Origin of the sequence: Polaromonas sp. (genome assembly GCF_030680935.1) — a bacterium.
GTDB lineage: Bacteria > Pseudomonadota > Gammaproteobacteria > Burkholderiales > Burkholderiaceae_C > Polaromonas.
Window position 1 is genome coordinate 42,719 of the sequence record NZ_JAUXUP010000057.1, and the last position, 18,499, is coordinate 61,217.

Genomic DNA, 18,499 nt, shown 5'->3' on the forward strand with positions numbered 1-18,499 from the left:
TTGGCGCAATGGTAAAGGGCCGCGAAGCGGCCCTTTTTTTATTTGAACTTCGGCAGGTTGAACTGCGGCGGCACACCCATGCGCGTATTGATGACCCACTGCTGCGCAATCGACAACACGTTGTTGGTGATCCAGTACAGCACCAGGCCGGCCGGGAAGAAGAAGAACATCACGCTGAAGATCAGCGGCATGAACCACATCAGCTTGGCCTGCATCGGGTCCGGCGGCGTCGGGTTCAGGGCCGTCTGCAGCATGGTGGTGAAGGTCATCACAATCGGCAGGATGAAGTAAGGGTCAGGCGATGACAAATCCTTGATCCACAAGATCCACGGTGCGTTGCGCATCTCGACCGAGCTCAGCAGCACCCAGTACAGCGCGATGAACACCGGAATCTGGATCAGGATGGGGAAGCAGCCACCCATCGGGTTGACCTTTTCGTCCTTGTACATCTTCATCATGGCCTGCTGCATTTCCTGCGGCTTGTCCTTGAGCCGCTCGCGCATTTCCATGATCTTCGGGTTCACCGCCTTCATCTTGGCCATGCTGGCATAAGCCTTGGCGTTGAGCCAATAAAAAGCAGCCTTGAGCAACACCACCAGCGCCACAATGGACCAGCCCCAGTTCTGCAGGAAGCCGTGCAGCTTGTCGAGCAGCCAGTACAGCGGCTTGGCCAGAATGGTCAGCCAGCCATAGTCCTTGACCAGCTCCAGGCCGGGTGCAATGGCTTCCAGCTGTTTTTCGATCTGCGGGCCGACAAACAGCTTGGCTTCCATGGTTTTGGTCGTGCCTGGCGCAATTTCGCCCAGCGCGGTGATCATGCCCACCGCATACAGGTTGGTATCAACCTTGCGCAAGAAGATATCGCGCTGCACGCCGTCGGCCAGCATCCAGGCCGACGCAAAATAATGCTGCACCATGGCTACGTAGCCGTTGGTCGACCGCTTCTCGACATCGACCTTGTTTTTCTCGATGTCGCTGAACTCAACCTTCTGGTATTTCTGGGCTTCGGTGTACAACGCCGGGCCGGTGAAGGTGGAATAAAACGACGACTCGCCCGGCGGTTTGTTGCCGTCACGCACCAGTTGCAGATAGAGCTGGGGCGATGCCGCAGCGGTACCTGTATTGATGACGTCGTGCCGAACGGCCATGTCATAAACGCCGCGCTTGAGGGTATAGGTTTTGACCAGCTTGATACCGCCGACGTCGGCCGATTCAAATTTGATGTCCAGGCTGTCCTCGCCATCCTTGAGCGTGCGCTCGCCGGGCACTGCAGTCATGAGTGTCTTGTGCGTCGGAAAACTACCGCCTGCCGCGCTGGCGATCAGGCCGGATTGCGCCACATAGACCCGCGCCGCACTTTGATCCAGCAACACAAAACCGGCCGACTGATCGGTCATGTCCTTGTGCTTGAGGAAGGAAGAATGCACCGGTGTGCCTCCTTCGGTGTCAAAGGTCACGCTCAGCACGTCGGTGTTGACGACCACACGCTCTTTGGTGGCCGACGGCGTGGTCGCTGGCAGGGCGCCCGGCAGCGTCGCTACCGGAGCCGCGCCGGGCACAGACGTCGCTGGCACAGCATTGACGCCTGCCTGAGGAACGGGCGTGGGCACGCCGGCGGCGCTGGCGGCCTTGGCGGCGGGTGCAGCCGTGCTGGCCACCGGCGACGGGAAAAACGTGGCTTTGTGGCCGTTGAACAGCTGCCACTGGTCCCACAACAAGACCATGGAAAAACCAAAAATCACCCACAAAATGGTGCGGCGGATGTCGTTCATGACGGTTTCTTTTTAGAGGAGGTCGAAGTCACAGGTGTGACCAGGCGGGTGAAAAGGGGAAAGCGGCCGGCGGCTTTGCGCGGTGCCGACGAGGGCACCGGGTCATACCCGCCATGGCACCACGGGTGGCAGCGTGCCAGCCGGTGCAGTGTGAGGTAGCTGCCCTTGAGGGCGCCATGTTGCTGCAGCGCCTGCAGCGAATACGCCGAGCAGGTGGGCTCAAAACGGCACGAAGAACCGAGCCAGGGGCTGAGCAGAAGGCGGTAGCCCTTGACCAGCAGCACCAGGGTTTTCTGTGGCAAGCGGGCCAGCCGCAGCGCGTTGCGGCGAAAGGTGTACAGCAGACTCATGCGGCCCGCGCTCCGGCCTGCAACAAGTCCTGCACTTCGCTGCGAACCAGCTGCTTGAGTGCTTCCGAGCTGGCGCTGACAAACTCCTTGCGCGAGAAATCACGGCGCAGCCTGACCACCCAGGCGGTGTCGGGGATGCGGGGTGAAAAGTCGGCGCTCACGGTGTAGATCTGCCTTTTGATGGCGTTGCGCGTCACAGCGCGTTTGGCCCAGCGTTTGGGCACCATGGCCCCCAGCCAGAGTCCGGGTACCGGAAACAGCTCTGGTGTGTCATGGGTCTTGCTGGCGACGGTGTGCGTGTTCATGGCATCCAGCGCATTGCGGTGCAATGCGAAATGCGTGGTTCTGGCAACAATGGCGCCGGCAAGCACCGCCTGAAACTGGGGCCGGGTTTGAAGCCGCTGCACAGGATGCAAGCGTCTGCTCGAAAGCGGCGGGCCTGCGGAAAACGCAGCTTATACAGCCAGGCGCTTGCGGCCTTTGGCGCGGCGGGCAGCAATCACTGCGCGGCCGCCACGCGTTTTCATGCGGGTCAGAAAGCCGTGCGTACGTGCGCGCTTGACTTTGGAAGGTTGGTATGTGCGTTTCATGATGGGTCCTACAGGCTAGAAAGCTCCCTTTGCAAAATTGCACTCGCTGCAATTTTTGCGATTCGTGATCCTGGCGGCTGTACAACACAGCCAACTTTGCAGGTCAGCGTGACGCGCACCGCCTGACAGCAAGCCCATCCAGAAAATGAACTTCCTCTCGCGTGCCACCCCGCTACGAATCTGGGAAACCCACGATTATCGCAGATTTCCTAACGCTGGCAACAAGTTAGACCCAGCATTGGCGGTAAAAGCTGAGATCGTTGCCCTGCCTGTCTGGGCTGATATCTAGGTTAAAACCCGCAGCAATTTTTTTGTGGATAACTCTGCCGCCAGACTACAATGCCGGGTGCCAAAAATTAATAATATCCACAAGCAAAAGCATGCTGGCAACTGCGACCATCCGGGCCCAACCCCCCATGCGTGAAGGCGTCGCTCACAGTCCCAGCCATGAGCTTTGGCAAAGTTGTGTGGACCATCTGGCGCAAGAGTTGCCCGAGCAGCAGTTCAACACCTGGATCCGCCCGCTGGTTGCAGACGTCGCCGCCGACCTGTCCAAAGTCACGATTCAGGTCGCCAACCGCTTCAAGCTGGACTGGATACGGGCCCAGTACGCCGGCCGCATTTCTGCCCTGCTCGAGAAAATATCCGGCCACAGCATTCATCTTGAGTTAGCGCTCGCTCAGCGTGAGGCCTCCGTCCGCTCTGCGCCTTTGACGCGCAGCTTTGAGGGCAACGGCGTGGCTGAGCCCGCTGCGCTGGGTGTGCCCGACGACGTTGCCGGCGCCCCTTTCAAAAACCGGCTGAACACCGCGCTGACTTTTGACACCCTGATCGAAGGCACGGCCAACCGCATGGGACGGGCTGCCGCCATGCATGTCTCCAGCAGCCTGGGCCAGTTGTACAACCCCCTGTTTATCTACGGCGGCGTCGGTTTGGGCAAAACCCATTTGATGCACGCCATCGGCAACAAGCTGCTGGCCGACAACCCGGCCGCCAAAGTTCTCTACATCCATGCCGAACAATTTGTTTCGGATGTGGTTAAAGCCTACCAGCGCAAGACTTTTGACGAGTTCAAGGAGCGTTACCACTCGCTGGATCTGCTGCTGATCGACGATGTGCAGTTTCTGGCCAACAAAGACCGCACACAAGAAGAGTTTTTCAACGCCTTTGAGGCCTTGCTGACCAAAAAGTCTCACATTGTGATGACCAGCGACACCTACCCCAAAGGCCTGACCGACATCCACGAGCGCCTGGTTTCGCGTTTTGATTCTGGCCTGACCGTGGCCATCGAGCCGCCCGAGCTGGAGATGCGCGTGGCCATTCTGATCCGCAAGGCCGAGGCTGAAAGCGCCGTCATGCCCGAAGAGGTCGCGTTTTTTGTCGCCAAAAACGTGCGCTCCAACGTGCGTGAGCTCGAAGGTGCGCTGCGCAAGATCCTGGCTTATTCGCGTTTCAACCTGAAAGAAATCTCTATCCAGCTCGCGCGCGAGGCGCTGCGCGACCTGCTGTCCATCCAGAACCGCCAGATCTCGGTAGAAAACATCCAGAAGACGGTCGCCGACTATTACAAGATCAAGGTCGCCGACATGTATTCCAAAAAGCGGCCGGCCAGCATTGCCCGCCCGCGCCAGATTGCCATGTACCTGGCCAAGGAGCTGACCCAGAAGAGCCTGCCTGAGATCGGTGAGCTGTTTGGCGGCCGCGACCACACCACCGTCTTGCACGCGGTGCGCAAGATGTCTGCCGAGCGCCAGCAGATGACCGAGCTCAACCAGCAATTACATGTGCTGGAACAAACCCTGAAAGGCTGAAGTGGCTACTTTTTCAGTCTCTTTTCCCCAGTTGCAGGTCAGTCTGACAACTTTGGGGACAAGTTTTGAACAACCCATCACTTATCCACAGGGCGGGTGGATTTCTGAAAGTTGTTCATATTTGGCAGCAGGGTTGAGGGGACGTCTGACCACAAGGTTAAACAAGCGCCAAGTAGTTGATCAAAAAGAAGAAAATAGGGCTGTCCACAGAAACGTGCCGCCCTTATCTACTACTACTAATTTGAATTAAAGAAATAAGAGGTTAAGACAGTGATTGTTCTCAAAGCCACTCAGGATAAAGTTTTAGCGGTTCTGCAATCGGTCGCCGGCATTGTGGAGCGCAGGCACACGCTGCCTATCCTGGCCAACGTGCTGATCCGCAAGACGGGCTCGCAGTTGCAGCTGACCACCAGCGACCTTGAAATCCAGATTCGCACCACCGCCGAGCTGGACGGCGACAGTGGCAACTTCACCACCACGGTGGGCGCTCGCAAGCTGATCGACATCCTGCGCTCCATGCCCAGCGACCAGACGGTGTCGCTGGAGTCGGCGCAGAGCAAGCTGATCCTCAAGGGTGGCAAAAGCCGCTTCACGCTGCAAACCCTGCCGGCTGAAGACTTTCCGCTGGTGCAGGAAGCCGCCAACTTTGGCCCCAGCTTTTCGGTGCCGCAAAAGGTGCTCAAAGAGCTGCTGAACCAGGTCTCGTTTGCGATGGCGGTGCACGACATCCGCTACTACCTCAACGGCATTTTGTTTGTGGCTGAAGGCAAGCAGCTGAGCCTGGTGGCCACCGACGGCCACCGTCTGGCGTTTTCATCGGCCACGCTCGACGTCGAAGTGCCGCGCCAGGAAGTGATCCTGCCGCGCAAGACAGTGCTCGAGATGCAGCGCCTGCTCAGCGACAAGGAAGGCGCGATCGAGATGCAGTTTGCCGGTAACCAGGCCAAGTTCAGCTTCGAAGGCATGGAGTTTGTTACCAAGCTGGTCGAGGGCAAATTCCCCGACTACAACCGCGTCATCCCCAAAAACCACAAAAACATCATCACCCTGGGCCGCGTGCCGCTGCTGGCCAGCCTGCAGCGCACCGCCATTTTGACCAGCGAGAAGTTCACGGGTGTGCGCCTGAACATCGAGCCCGGCACCCTGCGTGTGGCGTCCAACAACGCCGAGCAGGAAGAAGCGGTGGACGAGCTCGACATCGACTACGCCGGTGACGCGATTGAAATCGGTTTCAACGTGACCTACCTGATCGATGCCCTGACCAACATGGAGCAGGACATGGTCAAGATCGAGCTGGCTGATTCCAACAGCTCGGCGCTGCTGACCATTCCCGACGATGCGGCCTTCAAATACGTCGTGATGCCGATGCGGATTTAAGCGTATCTACAGTACAAAAAAACACACTGCCACCTTACCGAACCCGCTTGCCAAAGCGGGTTTGGTCATTGAAGAGATTGAGAAAACGTAGTTATGACGCAAGAAAATCAAGCCAGCGAAGCCACTCCTGTTGAACCAGGCCCTGTCGGCGAAGGTGTTCATTCGGGTGAAGGCGGCGAGGGCAGCTCCAATTTCCAGCCCAAGATCGACTCCAACCAGGCCGGCGCGTCTGAAGGCTATGGCGAGGGTTCGATCCAGATCCTGGAAGGCCTGGAGGCCGTGCGCAAGCGCCCTGGCATGTACATCGGCGACACCTCGGACGGCACCGGCCTGCACCACCTGGTGTTTGAGGTGGTCGACAACTCGATTGATGAGTCACTGGCCGGCCATTGCGATGACATCATGGTCACCATCCACCTGGACAACTCCATCAGCGTGGTGGACAACGGCCGGGGCATCCCGACCGGCATCAAGATGGACGACAAACACGAGCCCAAACGCTCTGCGGCCGAGATTGCGCTGACCGAGTTGCATGCAGGCGGCAAGTTCAACCAGAACAGCTACAAGGTATCGGGTGGCCTGCACGGCGTGGGTGTGAGCTGCGTGAATGCGCTGTCCAAAATGCTGCGCCTGACCATCCGCCGTGAAGGCAAAGTCCATGTGATGGAGTTTTCCAAAGGCTTTGTGCAAAACCGCATCGTTGAACAGGTGGGCGGTGTGGATGTGTCACCCATGCAGGTGCTGGGTGATACCGACAAGCGCGGCACCGAGGTTCACTTTCTGCCCGACACCGACATCTTTCAGCAGAACAACGACTTTCATTACGAAATTTTGAGCAAGCGCCTGCGCGAACTGAGCTTTTTGAACAACGGCGTGAAGATCCGCCTGAAGGACGAGCGCAGCGGCAAGGAAGACGACTTTGCCGGCGCTGGTGGTGTGACGGGTTTTGTGAACTTCATCAACAAGGGCAAGACGGTTCTGCACCCCAATGTGTTCCACGCCATGGGTGACCGCCAGAGCGACCAGAACACCAACATCGGTGTTGAAGTCGCCATGCAGTGGAACAGCGGCTACAACGAGCAGGTGCTGTGTTTCACCAACAACATTCCGCAGCGCGACGGCGGTACCCACCTGACCGGCCTGCGCGCCGCGATGACCCGCGTTATCAACAAATACATCGACGACAGCGAGCTGGCCAAAAAAGCCAAGGTTGAAGTGACCGGCGACGACATGCGCGAAGGCCTGACCTGCGTGTTAAGCGTGAAGGTGCCAGAGCCCAAGTTTTCCAGCCAGACCAAAGACAAGCTGGTCAGCTCTGAGGTGCGCGGCCCGGTGGAAGACATCGTCAGCAAGCTGTTGACCGACTACCTGCAAGAGCGGCCCAACGACGCCAAGATCATCGTCGGCAAAATCATTGAAGCCGCGCGTGCGCGTGAAGCCGCCCGCAAGGCGCGCGACATGACACGCCGCAAAGGTGTGCTGGACGGCATGGGCCTGCCCGGCAAGCTGGCAGACTGCCAGGAGAAAGATCCGGCGCTGTGCGAAATCTACATCGTCGAGGGTGACTCTGCCGGTGGCTCTGCCAAGCAGGGCCGCGACCGCAAGTTTCAGGCAATCCTTCCGCTGCGCGGCAAAATTCTGAATGTCGAAAAAGCGCGTTATGAAAAGTTGCTGACCAGCAATGAAATCTTGACGCTGATCACCGCCCTGGGCACCGGCATCGGCAAGGCCGGCGGCACCACCGGCAATGACGACTTCAACGTCGCCAAGCTGCGTTACCACCGCATCATCATCATGACCGACGCCGACGTGGACGGCGCGCACATCCGCACCCTGCTGCTGACCTTCTTTTACCGCCAGATGCCAGAGCTGGTGGAGCGTGGCCACATCTACATTGCGCAGCCACCGCTGTACAAGGTCAAATCCGGCAAGGAAGAGCAGTACCTGAAAGACAGCGCGGCGCTGGACAGCTTCTTGCTGAAAATTGCATTGAAAGACGCATCGGTACAAACCGGTGCCGACCCAGCCAATGGCAAAGGCACCTTGCTGACCGGCGACACCCTGGCCGAGCTGGCGCGCAAGCACCAGCTGGCAGAGTCGGTCATCAGCCGCCTGCGCGGCTACATGGACGCGGAGGCACTGAAAGCCATTGCCGACGGCGTGGCCCTGAACCTGGACACGGTGGAAGACGCCGAGCGTTCAGCCGTGTTGCTGCAAGCCCAGTTGCCGACGGCCGAAGTGGCGGGTGAGTTTGATGTGCGCAACGACAAGCCGATTTTGCGCATCAGCCGCCGCCACCATGGCAACGTCAAGAGCAGCGTGCTGACGCAGGACTTTGTACACGGCGCCGACTACGCGGCCCTGGCCGAAGCAGCCGCCACCTTCAAGGGCCTGATGAGCGAAGGCTCACGCGTGATGCGCGGCGAAGGCGAGCGCCAGAAGGAAGACAAGGTAGAGACCTTCCGCCAGGCCATGGCCTGGCTGATCGTTCAGGCCGAAGGCGCCACCGCACGCCAGCGCTACAAAGGCCTGGGCGAGATGAACCCGGCCCAGCTGTGGGAAACGACGATGGACCCCACCGCGCGCCGCCTGCTGCGTGTGCAGATCGACGACGCGATTGAAGCCGATCACGTGTTCACCATGCTGATGGGTGATGAGGTGGAGCCAAGGCGCGAGTTTATTGAGACGAATGCGCTGCGGGCTGCGAATATCGACGTTTAGAGGCACGGTTTCTGGCCGTACGCCGGGAGAGGCCGGCGAAGAGTGGGCGAAAACACCATGAAAATCCACCACCAGATGTTGGAATTTCATGGTGTTTCTTTTGGGGTAGGCCAATCCCCACGTTACCCAAGGGAAGCCGGTTAAGTACAATCTGACTAGACTGACCAGATTGGAGGCTCTTATGTCTACATGGCAACTGCAGGAAGCAAAAGGCAAATTCAGCGAGGTGGTGAAACGCGCGCTGAGCGAAGGGCCCCAGGGCATCACGGTGCGCGGCGAGCCCGTGGCTGTGTTGGTCTCTTGCGCAGACTACGCGCGGCTGACGCGTCCGAAACCCGGATTTGTCGAGTTCATGCGCGGCTCACCCATGGTCGGTGTGAAACTGAAGATTGAGCGAGAGGGCGGCCTCACGCGCGAGATCGCGCTGTGAGCTACCTGATCGACACCAATGTGCTTTCGGAACTGGTGCGACCCAAACCGGACGCCGCCGTGCTGCACTGGTTTTCCAACACACCAGACGACGCGCTGTTTTTGAGCGCCTTGACGCTGGGCGAAATTCGCAAAGGCGTCGAAAAAATGGCCGACACCAAGCGACGGGAAAAACTGCGCCTCTGGCTGGAGCACGATCTGCGCGACTGGTTTGGCTCGCGCATCTTGCCAGTGGGTCCGGAGGTGGCCGATCACTGGGGCCGCTTACTTGCTCAGGCAGGGCGTCCCGTGCCCGCCATCGACAGCTTGCTGGCTGCCACGGCCTTGCACCATGACTTGCGGCTGGTTACCCGCAACACCAGGGACTTTGATTACGCGGGGCTGGAGCTTGTGAATCCGTGGTTGACCCTGGCCAGCTGACGTTGCTGGCCTGAATACCGCGCATGAGCTGCATCGCCGTCATCGACTTTGAAACCACCGGCCTGTCGCCCGCCATGGGCGACCGCGCCACCGAGGTGGCCATTGTGCTGGTTGAAAACGGCTGCGTGGTGGACCGCTTCCAGAGCCTGATGAATGCGGGCATACACATTCCCGCCTTCATTACCAGCCTGACCGGCATCAGCAATGCCATGGTGGCCGCTGCGCCCGATGCCGACACCGTCATGCTGGCTGCCAGCCGCTTTGTCGGCAATACGCCCATGGTGGCGCACAACGCATCGTTTGACCGCAGGTTCTGGCAGGCCGAGCTGACCCGCGCCCACCTTCAAGCCAGCCAGCCCTTTGCCTGCACCATGCTGGTTTCCAGAAGGCTGTACCCCCAGGCATCCAGCCACAAGCTGGGCGTGCTGGTGGACTACCACCACCTGCCCCGCGCCGGCCGGGCCCACCGGGCGCTGGCTGATGCGGAAATGGCGGCCTCATTGCTGGGCCAGATTCAGCACGATCTGCGCACCCGCCATCGCGTGGGCAAGCCCGACCACGCTTTGTTGATGAGCCTGCAACGCTGCGCGAAGCCGGCTGTTTCTGCGTTGATGGCGAAGTACGCGAGTGTCTGAGTGCCGCTTAAGCGCTATTAATTTGGTAGCTGCTTGCGTACGTCTATCAAGGGCTGGAGCGCTGAAACACTCATAATCTGCAGCATGATGGGCCCGGTGTGACCATGGACCCGACCGCGCGCCGCCTGCTGCGCGTACAGATCGACGACGCGATCGAAGCTGATCATGTGTTCACCATGTTGATGGGTGATTAGGTTGAGCCGCGCCGCGAGTTTATTGAGACGAATGCGCTGCCGACTGCGAATATTGACGTTTAGAGGTGTAGTTCAGCGAGTTATGTAGCCGAACCGGGTTGCATGTGCTCGAAGGAAATCAGGTCCGGGGTGAAATCTGCCAGGCAAATTGATCTCTTTTCCGTCGTGACGCAACAGAGCTTCTGAAAGAAAGGAGTTTCCTTTTTCTTGGGACAGCTTTGTTGATATGCGTATCGAATAGTTCGGAAGCACGGTAAAAAGTCCTTGATCGTAGGCACGATCATGAAGCGCCGAAAGGCAAAGTCCATTTGCTGGATTCAGCCGATTCGCTATGTCATGTGTCCACGGCACGATGTGGCTTGCGATCAGCAGCTTCTCATTTCTTAGTCCCGAGATGCAACACGTGGTGTTATAGCTGTTCAGTATCGCCTTACGAAATACATATTGATTTTTTCTGACCTTCACCAACGCTTCTCGGGTTAGGCCTTCTTGAAAAAGATACGAGGCATCTGCTGCAGACGGCTGGCTTGCTTCCGCCGCATCTTGATATGTGCCAACCACGTCTTCATACGCCTCGCTCGCGATTAGCGTGGTTTTTGTCCAATCGTCTTCAAACTCACTCCACACCGATTTGTCTAGCGGTGTGACGTTGTCGGACGCTTTGACGGGCTGATTCGCCAGCAGAGGATCGAGTTGAGTTAATGCCCGGAGTTTGGCTGAGACAGCCTGCCGGGGTTTTCCAAGCTGGTCGGCGAACTCAGATATTGCTGTTGATGCACCCCTAAGTTCTGAAGGCTTCAGTTGCAAGTACAGATAGAAGGCGGCAAGTAACTGATCATGGGTCCAACTCTGCCGATGTTCGTCTAATACTTCGAAGACAAATTGACTGGGCCTATTTGTCTTCAGCTTTACAGAGAGGATGGCCAACTCCCCACGATATTCAAACTCCATGTGATGTCGAGGGCGGTGAAACAAGTGAATGGTCTCTCCACGAGATTTTGCGGCAAGCATCCGCTCTTCAGCGAAGTGGTCATTCGGCCCCTCCCACTGGAGAACATCTTCGTTTAGGACATCTTTGTAGCTCGTGGCGGAGAGCTGCTTTTCTTCCGTGACGAAGAGAATTATTTTGTTGTCACCAGCGGGCGTTACGACACCGCGGGCGAGGGCTTGGTAAGCCCTGTATCCCCAAAGGCTCGCCAGGGCAGGGCGGGACCAGTGACTACCAACGTGAATATCTGCGAAGGAAACAGCCATTGGTCTTTAGATTTCTAGAGATCGGGCCTTGATCTTGCCGGAGTGGAGCTTGTTTGGCAAATTCGGAGGAGGAGCTTGTTTGCCAGCGATTGCGCGTTTACGTACGCAAAACTCCTGTGCGATATAGCAAACATCCCAATCGCCGTAGCACTTGTTCCCATAGACCAAAGTGCCTTCAACAACGTCTAGTTCACCTGTAGTGGTAGAGGCGGTCGGGAAAAACCTGGTCGTGTCTCGCTTGTTGGCAAAGCGAAGCACCAGCCGTTGCGCGTAGTGTGTTTGCACGTACAAAAGAGGCCCGATCTTTGGTCCAGCGAAGCCGCGTTGCTTGACCGCTTGCTGTGGAAAGTCTCGCCCATGTGACAAGGACAGATAAAGACCCGGACGGTGAGGCATCTCGCCCCATTCGGGAAGGGCCTTGAGTACTTTATTCATTCGCTGCTCGCAATCCAAAATGCACAGGTTATCTATGCACGGCAGCGTTGTGACCCAGGGCTTTACCTGGGTGGGGAATCACAGTGGATTTGAAACGGAAAGCCCCAACTTATTTATCCCCAATCGAGTTTCCAACTCACTCGAACTTTTTGGGTTCTCTTGACCGTTTGGATCTTGGCGATCAGACCTGCGCGGTGAGCAGACCCGAATAGAAACACACCTTTCTCGAAGTGATTTAGTCGACAGAACTCGTACACTTTAGTGACCATGGCGGTTTCACGTTTTGAGTTGTACGCCTTCCATTCGCTGTATCCCATCGAAAGTCGTTCGTCGTTCATCTTTTCAAGTGCCGTAGCGATAGTGACATCAATTCGCTGAAACATGCGATCGTTCAGTCGGCTGTTGAGATATTCAAATCCACTGTTGTACGTGAGAGATGTCTGTTCGTTCAACATGCTCCTGAGATCGGGACCTGCGTGGAGCACTCGGTCGACGACTTCATCAAATTTGCTCTGTTTGAAAGACGAAGGATCAACGGTATCCACTGGAATGTGGAGAACTGAGTGGTGTTTCAGGTACTCATAAAGTGCTTTGACTTCCAATATGTCTCGGTGGAATGAGTCGTTCTTTTCCAGAAATTTCTGGTACGGAATTTCTTCAAAGAGGACGTCTGGCTGGAAGAGTTCGAGAATGCGAGCCAGCTCACTGGAGTTGCATCTTCCATTTTCCTGATGGACCGACCCAAGCAACACTATTTCAGGCATATCTAGCAGTGAAGTGCAAACTGACGATCACGGTCCTTCTTCCGTTGGTCCTTGATCCAGTCTTGCATTTGCCCACTTTGCGGCTGACGAGCCATTGCATCTAGATACTTGATGTGTTCATCAAGTGCCTTGCATTCACTGGCGTTGCTCGATGGCGAGCCTCCTGTAGGGGCAAAGGCCGATACTGATGGTGCGGCTGGTTGGATGTGGTCAGCCGCCGCCTTCTGCGCAGGCGTCAACCCGGCCATCAGGTTGTGGTCTGATTTGGTTACGACTTGCGTACTTGCAGTACCTTGCGGGCAAGCGTTGTCGCTGTAGAGCGTTTTGCCGTTGACCACGCATTTGCTGACGATGTGGGTACCTGGTGCTGGTGGTGCAGGAGCTGCTGACTGAGGTGGTGCTGATGTCTGCGGTGGCGGTAAGGGCTGGCTGGTTGCTGACGTGTCCTGTCTGGTCTTTGGGGGCGATGCGCGATCGCTCGGGGACTCCCAGACCCGGTAGCCCGCGTACACCAGCGCAAGCAGTACCAGCGCTGTCGCTATCCAGTGTATTAAGGGTCGCTCTGGCGCTGGGCCGAAGGGCCTGTCGGCGTTGTCGCGCTTCATGAATTCCGGGTCCATCTGCTTTCCCTGCCTGATTGTTTTCGGTAACCATACCTGAACGGCAGGCGTCGAATGACTGGGGTTTTCGTTGTCAGGCTATGTTGTGCTGGGTAGCGCCCACTTTAAAGTCACCCCGAGATACCCATGCCAACGCCTCGAGGCTGTGGCCCGAAGCAGAGGCTGATGTGCGTGGTGTGTATCCCGGGTTAAGCCCGGGATGAAAGGGTGGGCGGCTTGGACGTTTTTATATTGCTAAATCGGCCACCAGCCCTTTTCTTACCTGCGTCAGCAGCTACTATTTTTGTAGCAACTCAATCACCCCCACCGCCTCCACCTCAATCAAAAACCCGTAGTGCAACAGCGGCACAGGCACCACCGCCCGGGCTGGCGGCGCGGCGCCTGCCCATTGCTGGTAGATGCGGTTGAACGCCGGCCACTGCTCAATGTCTGTCACGTACACCCGCACCTGCACCAGCTGGGCGACGCTGCTGCCTGCGGCTTCCAGCGCGGTCTGCACGTTGGCCAGCACCTGCGTGGCCTGGTCTTCAAAACTGGCGTTGTTCAACTTGTCGCCTGCCGGGGTGATGGGCAACTGGCCTGAGATGAAGACGAAGCCGTTGGCGACCACTGCGTGGCTGTAGTGGCCGCCGGGTGGGGCCATGGTGTTTGGGTTGATGCGCTGGATATTGGTCATGACAACGCCTACCCTTACCAGCCGTAGAAGCGCGGCCAGGTGGGGCCGACTTCTTGGCCGCTTTCTTTCTGATAGATGGCGTGGTACTCCGGAAACTGGGCACCGGTGGCGCAGGCGTGGTTGGGCAAGATGCGCAGCTGGGTGCCGACGGGAAAGTGCTGGGCGATGTTGTGATCGGCTTCGCCGCTGCGGCTGACGATGCCGTGCTCCTGGTTGGCGCCGGTCAGGGTGTAGCCCTCCAGTCGCTGGCCGCTGGCGTCGCAGAGCTGGCCGTAGCCGTAGTCGTGCTGCTGCTTTTGGGTGCCGCGGTCGCGGCTCATGGCCATCCAGCCGGCGTCCACAATCGCCCAGCCCTTGTCGGCCTGGTGGCCTATCACGGTGGTCAGCACGCTCAGGGCTACGTCCTCTAGCGAACACACGCCCACATTGGTCATGACCAAATCAAAAAACACATACACGCCGGCGCGCACCTCGGTCACGCCCTGCAGCTGTTGGGCCGACAGCGCTGTGGGGGTAGAGCCCACGCTGACCACCGGGCAGGGCAAGTCGGCGGCGCGCAGGCGTTCTGCGGCCAGCACACACAGGCTGCGCTCTTGCTCGGCCATGGCTTCTAGGGCTTCGGGCGTGTTCAGGTCGTAGCTGGAGCCGGCGTGGGTCATGACGCCGCCCAGGGTGGCGGGGCTGCCCTGGTGCAGCAGCTGGCCTATGGTGATGAGCTCGTCGCCTTTGGGCAACACGCCGGAGCGGTGGCCGTCGGTGTCGATCTCTATCCACACTTCAAAGGGTGTGCCGTGCTGGCGCGCATAGGCCACGATGGCGCTGGCCGAGTCTGCGCTGTCGGCAATGATCTTGAGCGCGCAGCCATTGGTGATAAGGGCGGCGGCCTGTTTGAGCTTGGGCGGGGCCATGCCAACGGCGTACAGGATGTCGGTGATGCCGGCGGCAAAAAACTGCTCGGCTTCTTTCAGGGTGGATACGGTGATGCCGCGCGCGCCGGCCGCGATCTGCGCCTGGGCGATGGCGATGCATTTGGTGGTTTTGACATGCGGGCGAAAGGCCACGCTCAAGGCGTCCATGCGCTGCTGCATGCGCGTGATGTTGCGCTGCATGCGGGCGGTGTCTACCAGCGCGGCGGGGGTGTTGAGGTCTTGAAGTTGCATGGCGTCCATTTTGATCTGGCCCGGGGGGCTTGATGCAGCTGATTTTGCCCGCAGCGGGCCGTTTGCACAGTCAAATGGGCCTTTAGCCATTGCTGGCTGTGCGCCAGCAGCTCCTGAATCAATAGCGGGTTTCGCCCGTGGCGCGCTCTACCTCGTTGATGGCGTAGCTGGTGAACTCGTCAATCTCGGTGGCTTTGTCGAAGACGGCGTCGGCGCCACTGGCCAGGCAGCGCTGGCGCATGGCCGGGGTGGCGTAACCCGTGAGGACCACCACTTTTTGCCGCAGCGCGCGGTTGCTGCAACTTTTGACGACGTTCAGGCCGCTGCCCTGCAGCAGAAACAGGTCTACCACCGCCAGGTCCCAGTCGTTGGGGTGCTTGGCCAGCCACTCGATGGCCTGGTCTTCGGCGCTGGCGCAGTCCACCACGCGGGCGCCGACCAGCTCCTCAAGGGATTCGGACAGTGCAGCGCGGATGACGGGGCTGTCTTCGACCAGGTAAATTCTCAGACGCATTGGGATCGGGTGGGCTTGCTAGGGGGTGTTCTGGAGTCTACACAAAGGCCATGCCGGAAAACAAGGGCACCCTGCCGCATGGCCCCGGGCCCGGCCAGAATGGCGAGGGGCCAAAGCTTGGACAAGAGAGGGCTTCAGCCCTTGCTGATAGTGCGCAAGCAGCTATAAATTCAGTAGCGCGCGGTGCTTGACCACGCGGCAACATGTCGCGCCATAATTGCGCTATTTACACGAGGTACACGCCATGGTCATGCTGCTTTTGGGTCTGGTGCTTTTTCTGGGCGTGCATTCCACACGCATCGTGGCCGACGGTTGGCGCACGGCCATGATCGCGCGCATCGGTGAGATGCCGTGGAAGGCTGCTTATGCCGTGTTGTCCATCGTTGGTTTTGTGCTGATCGTCTGGGGTTTTGGCCTGGCGCGGCAGCAGCCGGTGCAGCTGTGGATGCCGCCACGCGGCATGCGGCATCTGGCCTCGCTCTTGACGCTGATTGCCTTTGTGTTGCTGGCGGCCACTTATGTGCCGCGCAACGCCATCAAGGCGCGCCTGCACCACCCGATGGTGCTTGCGGTGAAGGTGTGGGCGCTGGCGCACTTGCTGGCCAATGGCAACCTGGCGCACATGGTGTTGTTTGGTACTTTTCTGGTGTGGGCGGCGCTGAGCTTTCGCGCAGCGCGGGCGCGCGACCGTGCTGCGGGCACCGTGTACCCGGCCGGCACGGCTGCGGGCACGGGGATCACGGTGGTGGTGGGGGTGGCGGCCTGGGCGGTGTTTGCCTTCTGGGCGCACGGCGCGTGGATTGGCGTGCGGCCCATCGGCTGATTGATTGGTCCTTAAATCGGCCCCAAGCCCATGCCGTATATGGGTGTGCAGCTATCGAAGTTATAGCTGACCTAACACAGGCGGGCGCCTGCTGCAAACCGGGCGCCATCAATTCCATGCGTTCTGGTGCGTCAAGGGCCGATCTTTGACAGTGGCGGTCCGCGCGCCAACAATGCGCCTTTCCCCTTGTTGAAACCCCTGCCTGAACTGGAGCGCCATGACCCGCCTGAATAGCCTGCCCCGTTTGTTGTGTTTGCTGCTGTTGCCGCTGCTGGCTGTGCAGGCGGCACAGGCGCGGGAGATGGTCAGCGTGAACCGGCCTTTGGTCCACATGCGCGAGGGCGCAGGGACGCAGCACGATGCCCTGTGGGCTTTTAGCCGGGGTTATCCACTGCAGGTCATGGGGCGCAAGGGCGCCTGGCTCAAGGTGCGCGATTTTGAGAATGACAGCGGCTGGGTGTACCGCCCCCTTCTGGGCAAGACGCCGCACCATGTGGTGAAGTCCAGCGTGGCCAACATCCGCAGCGCGCCGACGACCGGCAGCCGTGTCATCGGCAAGGCGCAGCTGGGCGAGGTGTTGCGCACCCTGGAGCGCCGCGAACGCTGGGTCAAGGTGCAGCAGGAGGGCGGGCTCAAGGGCTGGGTGGCGCGCCGCCTGCTCTGGGGCTGGTAAGCGCTTTACAGGTCAAATTGGCCTCTAGCCCTTTACGGGCGTGCGTCAATAGCTACTAAAACGATAGCAAATGGTGCTGGCCCGGCATGACTGTGCTTATTCGGCGACGGCGGCCATCACGGGTGTGCCGGCTGGCACCCGGGGCGCGGTGACCGACATCTCGGCGTCTGACGCGGGGTCAAAGCAAGACAGAAAGTCTTTGGCCGTTGTGATGACGGTTTGCTGCTGCCCTGGTGGTGGGCCCAAGACCTCGCTATGCTTGCCCGGTAGCAACACAGGGCAGCCACAGGCTGACACGGGCACCGCATCATGAAAATTTTTCTTCGCTCTTTTCTTTTCGTAGTGATCGGCGTTCTTTTGCTGGGGGTGGTGGCGGTGGTGCTTACCTGGGCGCCGGACAAGCCGGTAGACGAGCTCAAGCCGCGCTGGGCGCAGGCGCCCTCCCAGTTTGTTGCCATCGATGGCATGCAGGTGCATTTGCGCGACGAGGGGCCGCAGAGCGACCCGCTGCCGATTGTGTTGATTCATGGCACCTCGGCCAGCTTGCACACCTGGGACGGCTGGACGGCGGCACTGCGCGGGCAACGCCGCGTGATTCGCTTTGACCTGCCCGGCTTTGCACTGACCGGGCCCAACCCGCAAAACGACTATTCGGTGCAGGCGTATGTGCGTTTTGTCACTGCTGTGATGGACCAGCGCGGAGTGCAGCGCTTTGTGCTGGCCGGCAATTCGCTGGGCGGACAGGTGGCCTGGGCAACGGCGGTGGCGTTGCCGCAGCGCGTGGCCGGGTTGGTGCTGGTTGACGCCAGTGGGTACGCGCCTGAGTCGGCCAGCGTGCCGCCCTCGCTGCCGCTGGGCTTTCGCATCGCGCGCATGCCGGTGCTGCGGACGCTGACGCAATACACCCTGCCGCGCAGCGTTGTTGAAAAAAGCGTGCGCAATGTGTATGGCGACCCGGCCAGGGTGACACCCGAACTGGTGGACCTGTATGTGGACATGACGCTGCGCGCAGGCAACCGCAAGGCGCTGGGCCGGCGCATGGACCAGGGTTACACCGGCGATGTGGCCGGGCTCAAGACGCTGGCCATACCCACACTGATTCTGTGGGGCGGACAGGACCGCCTGGTGCCGCTGGAATTTGGCCAGCGCTTTGCGCGCGACATCGCCGGCAGCAAGCTGGTGGTGTTCGACGACCTGGGCCACGTACCGCACGAGGAAGACCCGGTGCGCACGGTGGCGGTGGTCAGGCAGTTTCTGGGTCTGTAAGTCGCAAACCTGCGC

21 protein-coding genes and 1 pseudogene are annotated in these 18,499 nt (G+C 59.3%); 10 read left to right on the forward strand and 12 right to left on the reverse strand.

The annotated features are described in order from the left end of the window. Nucleotides 1–38: 38 nt before the first annotated feature. From yidC to rpmH, 4 genes are read right to left on the reverse strand one after another with little or no spacing between them, the layout of a single operon-like run. Nucleotides 39–1,772 carry a membrane protein insertase YidC gene (yidC, locus tag Q8L50_RS14250; RefSeq protein ID WP_305349297.1) on the reverse strand — a complete coding sequence of 578 codons (1,734 nt, stop codon included), beginning with the start codon at nucleotides 1,770–1,772 and terminating at the stop codon, nucleotides 39–41. Next, a complete protein-coding gene (gene yidD / locus Q8L50_RS14255; protein WP_370869807.1) occupies nucleotides 1,769–2,122 on the reverse strand; it encodes a membrane protein insertion efficiency factor YidD in 354 nt (117 codons plus the stop codon). The genes yidC and yidD overlap by 4 nt, the downstream gene beginning before the upstream one ends. Beyond that, a complete protein-coding gene (locus Q8L50_RS14260; protein WP_305349338.1) occupies nucleotides 2,119–2,529 on the reverse strand; it encodes a ribonuclease P protein component in 411 nt (136 codons plus the stop codon). The genes yidD and Q8L50_RS14260 overlap by 4 nt, the downstream gene beginning before the upstream one ends. Before the next feature lie 48 nt (nucleotides 2,530–2,577). After that, nucleotides 2,578–2,712, reverse strand: coding sequence for a 50S ribosomal protein L34 (gene rpmH, locus Q8L50_RS14265; protein WP_007862708.1), 135 nt, complete (start codon nucleotides 2,710–2,712; stop codon nucleotides 2,578–2,580). Nucleotides 2,713–3,128: 416 nt separating this feature from the next. Between rpmH and dnaA the strand changes: the two genes are divergently transcribed. The 7 genes and pseudogenes from dnaA to Q8L50_RS14300 all read left to right on the forward strand — a co-directional run. Next, the gene (gene dnaA / locus Q8L50_RS14270; protein ID WP_305349298.1) at nucleotides 3,129–4,523 is read left to right on the forward strand and encodes a chromosomal replication initiator protein DnaA; all 1,395 of its coding nucleotides are present in this window, start codon (nucleotides 3,129–3,131) and stop codon (nucleotides 4,521–4,523) included. Nucleotides 4,524–4,793: 270 nt separating this feature from the next. Then, on the forward strand, nucleotides 4,794–5,900 hold the full coding sequence (gene dnaN, locus Q8L50_RS14275) for a DNA polymerase III subunit beta (RefSeq protein WP_305349299.1): 1,107 nt from the start codon (nucleotides 4,794–4,796) through the stop codon (nucleotides 5,898–5,900). Nucleotides 5,901–5,993: 93 nt separating this feature from the next. Next, on the forward strand, nucleotides 5,994–8,621 hold the full coding sequence (gene gyrB / locus Q8L50_RS14280; RefSeq protein ID WP_305349300.1) for a DNA topoisomerase (ATP-hydrolyzing) subunit B: 2,628 nt from the start codon (nucleotides 5,994–5,996) through the stop codon (nucleotides 8,619–8,621). Nucleotides 8,622–8,802: 181 nt separating this feature from the next. After that, nucleotides 8,803–9,051, forward strand: a complete 249-nt coding sequence (locus Q8L50_RS14285; RefSeq protein ID WP_305349301.1) for a type II toxin-antitoxin system Phd/YefM family antitoxin — start codon at nucleotides 8,803–8,805, stop codon at nucleotides 9,049–9,051. After that, on the forward strand, nucleotides 9,048–9,470 hold the full coding sequence (locus tag Q8L50_RS14290; protein ID WP_305349302.1) for a type II toxin-antitoxin system VapC family toxin: 423 nt from the start codon (nucleotides 9,048–9,050) through the stop codon (nucleotides 9,468–9,470). The genes Q8L50_RS14285 and Q8L50_RS14290 overlap by 4 nt, the downstream gene beginning before the upstream one ends. Before the next feature lie 23 nt (nucleotides 9,471–9,493). Next, nucleotides 9,494–10,105, forward strand: coding sequence for a PolC-type DNA polymerase III (locus Q8L50_RS14295; protein ID WP_305349303.1), 612 nt, complete (start codon nucleotides 9,494–9,496; stop codon nucleotides 10,103–10,105). A 101-nt stretch (nucleotides 10,106–10,206) separates the two neighbouring features. Then, a pseudogene (locus Q8L50_RS14300) lies at nucleotides 10,207–10,362 on the forward strand (hypothetical protein); the annotation flags it as partial. 9 nt (nucleotides 10,363–10,371) lie between these two features. On the opposite strand, the gene Q8L50_RS14305 reads toward Q8L50_RS14300, so the two are convergent. From Q8L50_RS14305 to Q8L50_RS14335, 7 genes are all read right to left on the reverse strand, one after another. Next, nucleotides 10,372–11,553 (reverse strand): HNH endonuclease, encoded by a 1,182-nt coding sequence (locus tag Q8L50_RS14305; protein WP_305349304.1) that lies wholly within the window; start codon nucleotides 11,551–11,553, stop codon nucleotides 10,372–10,374. Between the two features lie 6 nt (nucleotides 11,554–11,559). Further along, a complete protein-coding gene (locus Q8L50_RS14310) occupies nucleotides 11,560–11,988 on the reverse strand; it encodes a hypothetical protein (protein WP_305349305.1) in 429 nt (142 codons plus the stop codon). Between the two features lie 113 nt (nucleotides 11,989–12,101). Beyond that, on the reverse strand, nucleotides 12,102–12,752 hold the full coding sequence (locus Q8L50_RS14315) for a hypothetical protein (protein ID WP_305349306.1): 651 nt from the start codon (nucleotides 12,750–12,752) through the stop codon (nucleotides 12,102–12,104). Between the two features lie 2 nt (nucleotides 12,753–12,754). Then, a complete protein-coding gene (locus Q8L50_RS14320) occupies nucleotides 12,755–13,090 on the reverse strand; it encodes a hypothetical protein (protein WP_305349307.1) in 336 nt (111 codons plus the stop codon). A 559-nt stretch (nucleotides 13,091–13,649) separates the two neighbouring features. Further along, nucleotides 13,650–14,048 carry a RidA family protein gene (locus Q8L50_RS14325; protein ID WP_305349308.1) on the reverse strand — a complete coding sequence of 133 codons (399 nt, stop codon included), beginning with the start codon at nucleotides 14,046–14,048 and terminating at the stop codon, nucleotides 13,650–13,652. Between the two features lie 14 nt (nucleotides 14,049–14,062). Beyond that, nucleotides 14,063–15,208, reverse strand: coding sequence for a DSD1 family PLP-dependent enzyme (locus Q8L50_RS14330; RefSeq protein WP_305349309.1), 1,146 nt, complete (start codon nucleotides 15,206–15,208; stop codon nucleotides 14,063–14,065). A 118-nt stretch (nucleotides 15,209–15,326) separates the two neighbouring features. Then, complete coding sequence (locus Q8L50_RS14335) at nucleotides 15,327–15,722, reverse strand: response regulator (RefSeq protein ID WP_305349310.1); 396 nt, start codon at nucleotides 15,720–15,722, stop codon at nucleotides 15,327–15,329. 244 nt (nucleotides 15,723–15,966) lie between these two features. Here Q8L50_RS14335 and Q8L50_RS14340 point away from each other — a divergent pair, with 244 nt between their 5' ends. Together Q8L50_RS14340 and Q8L50_RS14345 are read left to right on the forward strand one after the other, a co-directional pair. Further along, complete coding sequence (locus tag Q8L50_RS14340; RefSeq protein ID WP_305349311.1) at nucleotides 15,967–16,545, forward strand: NnrU family protein; 579 nt, start codon at nucleotides 15,967–15,969, stop codon at nucleotides 16,543–16,545. 217 nt (nucleotides 16,546–16,762) lie between these two features. Beyond that, nucleotides 16,763–17,218 (forward strand): SH3 domain-containing protein, encoded by a 456-nt coding sequence (locus Q8L50_RS14345; RefSeq protein WP_305349312.1) that lies wholly within the window; start codon nucleotides 16,763–16,765, stop codon nucleotides 17,216–17,218. Nucleotides 17,219–17,314: 96 nt separating this feature from the next. On the opposite strand, the gene Q8L50_RS14350 is transcribed toward Q8L50_RS14345, so the two are convergent. Then, nucleotides 17,315–17,464 (reverse strand): hypothetical protein, encoded by a 150-nt coding sequence (locus Q8L50_RS14350; RefSeq protein WP_305349313.1) that lies wholly within the window; start codon nucleotides 17,462–17,464, stop codon nucleotides 17,315–17,317. 63 nt (nucleotides 17,465–17,527) lie between these two features. Between Q8L50_RS14350 and Q8L50_RS14355 the strand changes: the two genes are divergently transcribed. Then, on the forward strand, nucleotides 17,528–18,484 hold the full coding sequence (locus tag Q8L50_RS14355; RefSeq protein WP_305349314.1) for an alpha/beta fold hydrolase: 957 nt from the start codon (nucleotides 17,528–17,530) through the stop codon (nucleotides 18,482–18,484). Nucleotides 18,485–18,499: the final 15 nt, after the last annotated feature.

Bases quoted from the DNA above. Each gene is read 5' to 3' on its own strand.
- yidC (WP_305349297.1), bottom strand. From the start codon at position 1,772: ATGAACGACATCCGCCGCACCATTTTGTGGGTGATTTTTGGTTTTTCC.
- yidD (WP_370869807.1), bottom strand. From the start codon at position 2,122: ATGAGTCTGCTGTACACCTTTCGCCGCAACGCGCTGCGGCTGGCCCGC.
- rpmH (WP_007862708.1), bottom strand. From the start codon at position 2,712: ATGAAACGCACATACCAACCTTCCAAAGTCAAGCGCGCACGTACGCAC.
- dnaA (WP_305349298.1), top strand. From the start codon at position 3,129: ATGCGTGAAGGCGTCGCTCACAGTCCCAGCCATGAGCTTTGGCAAAGT.
- gyrB (WP_305349300.1), top strand. From the start codon at position 5,994: ATGACGCAAGAAAATCAAGCCAGCGAAGCCACTCCTGTTGAACCAGGC.
- Q8L50_RS14285 (WP_305349301.1), top strand. From the start codon at position 8,803: ATGTCTACATGGCAACTGCAGGAAGCAAAAGGCAAATTCAGCGAGGTG.
- Q8L50_RS14295 (WP_305349303.1), top strand. From the start codon at position 9,494: ATGAGCTGCATCGCCGTCATCGACTTTGAAACCACCGGCCTGTCGCCC.
- Q8L50_RS14305 (WP_305349304.1), bottom strand. From the start codon at position 11,553: ATGGCTGTTTCCTTCGCAGATATTCACGTTGGTAGTCACTGGTCCCGC.
- Q8L50_RS14310 (WP_305349305.1), bottom strand. From the start codon at position 11,988: ATGAATAAAGTACTCAAGGCCCTTCCCGAATGGGGCGAGATGCCTCAC.
- Q8L50_RS14315 (WP_305349306.1), bottom strand. From the start codon at position 12,752: ATGCCTGAAATAGTGTTGCTTGGGTCGGTCCATCAGGAAAATGGAAGA.
- Q8L50_RS14325 (WP_305349308.1), bottom strand. From the start codon at position 14,048: ATGACCAATATCCAGCGCATCAACCCAAACACCATGGCCCCACCCGGC.
- Q8L50_RS14330 (WP_305349309.1), bottom strand. From the start codon at position 15,208: ATGCAACTTCAAGACCTCAACACCCCCGCCGCGCTGGTAGACACCGCC.
- Q8L50_RS14335 (WP_305349310.1), bottom strand. From the start codon at position 15,722: ATGCGTCTGAGAATTTACCTGGTCGAAGACAGCCCCGTCATCCGCGCT.
- Q8L50_RS14340 (WP_305349311.1), top strand. From the start codon at position 15,967: ATGGTCATGCTGCTTTTGGGTCTGGTGCTTTTTCTGGGCGTGCATTCC.
- Q8L50_RS14345 (WP_305349312.1), top strand. From the start codon at position 16,763: ATGACCCGCCTGAATAGCCTGCCCCGTTTGTTGTGTTTGCTGCTGTTG.
- Q8L50_RS14355 (WP_305349314.1), top strand. From the start codon at position 17,528: ATGAAAATTTTTCTTCGCTCTTTTCTTTTCGTAGTGATCGGCGTTCTT.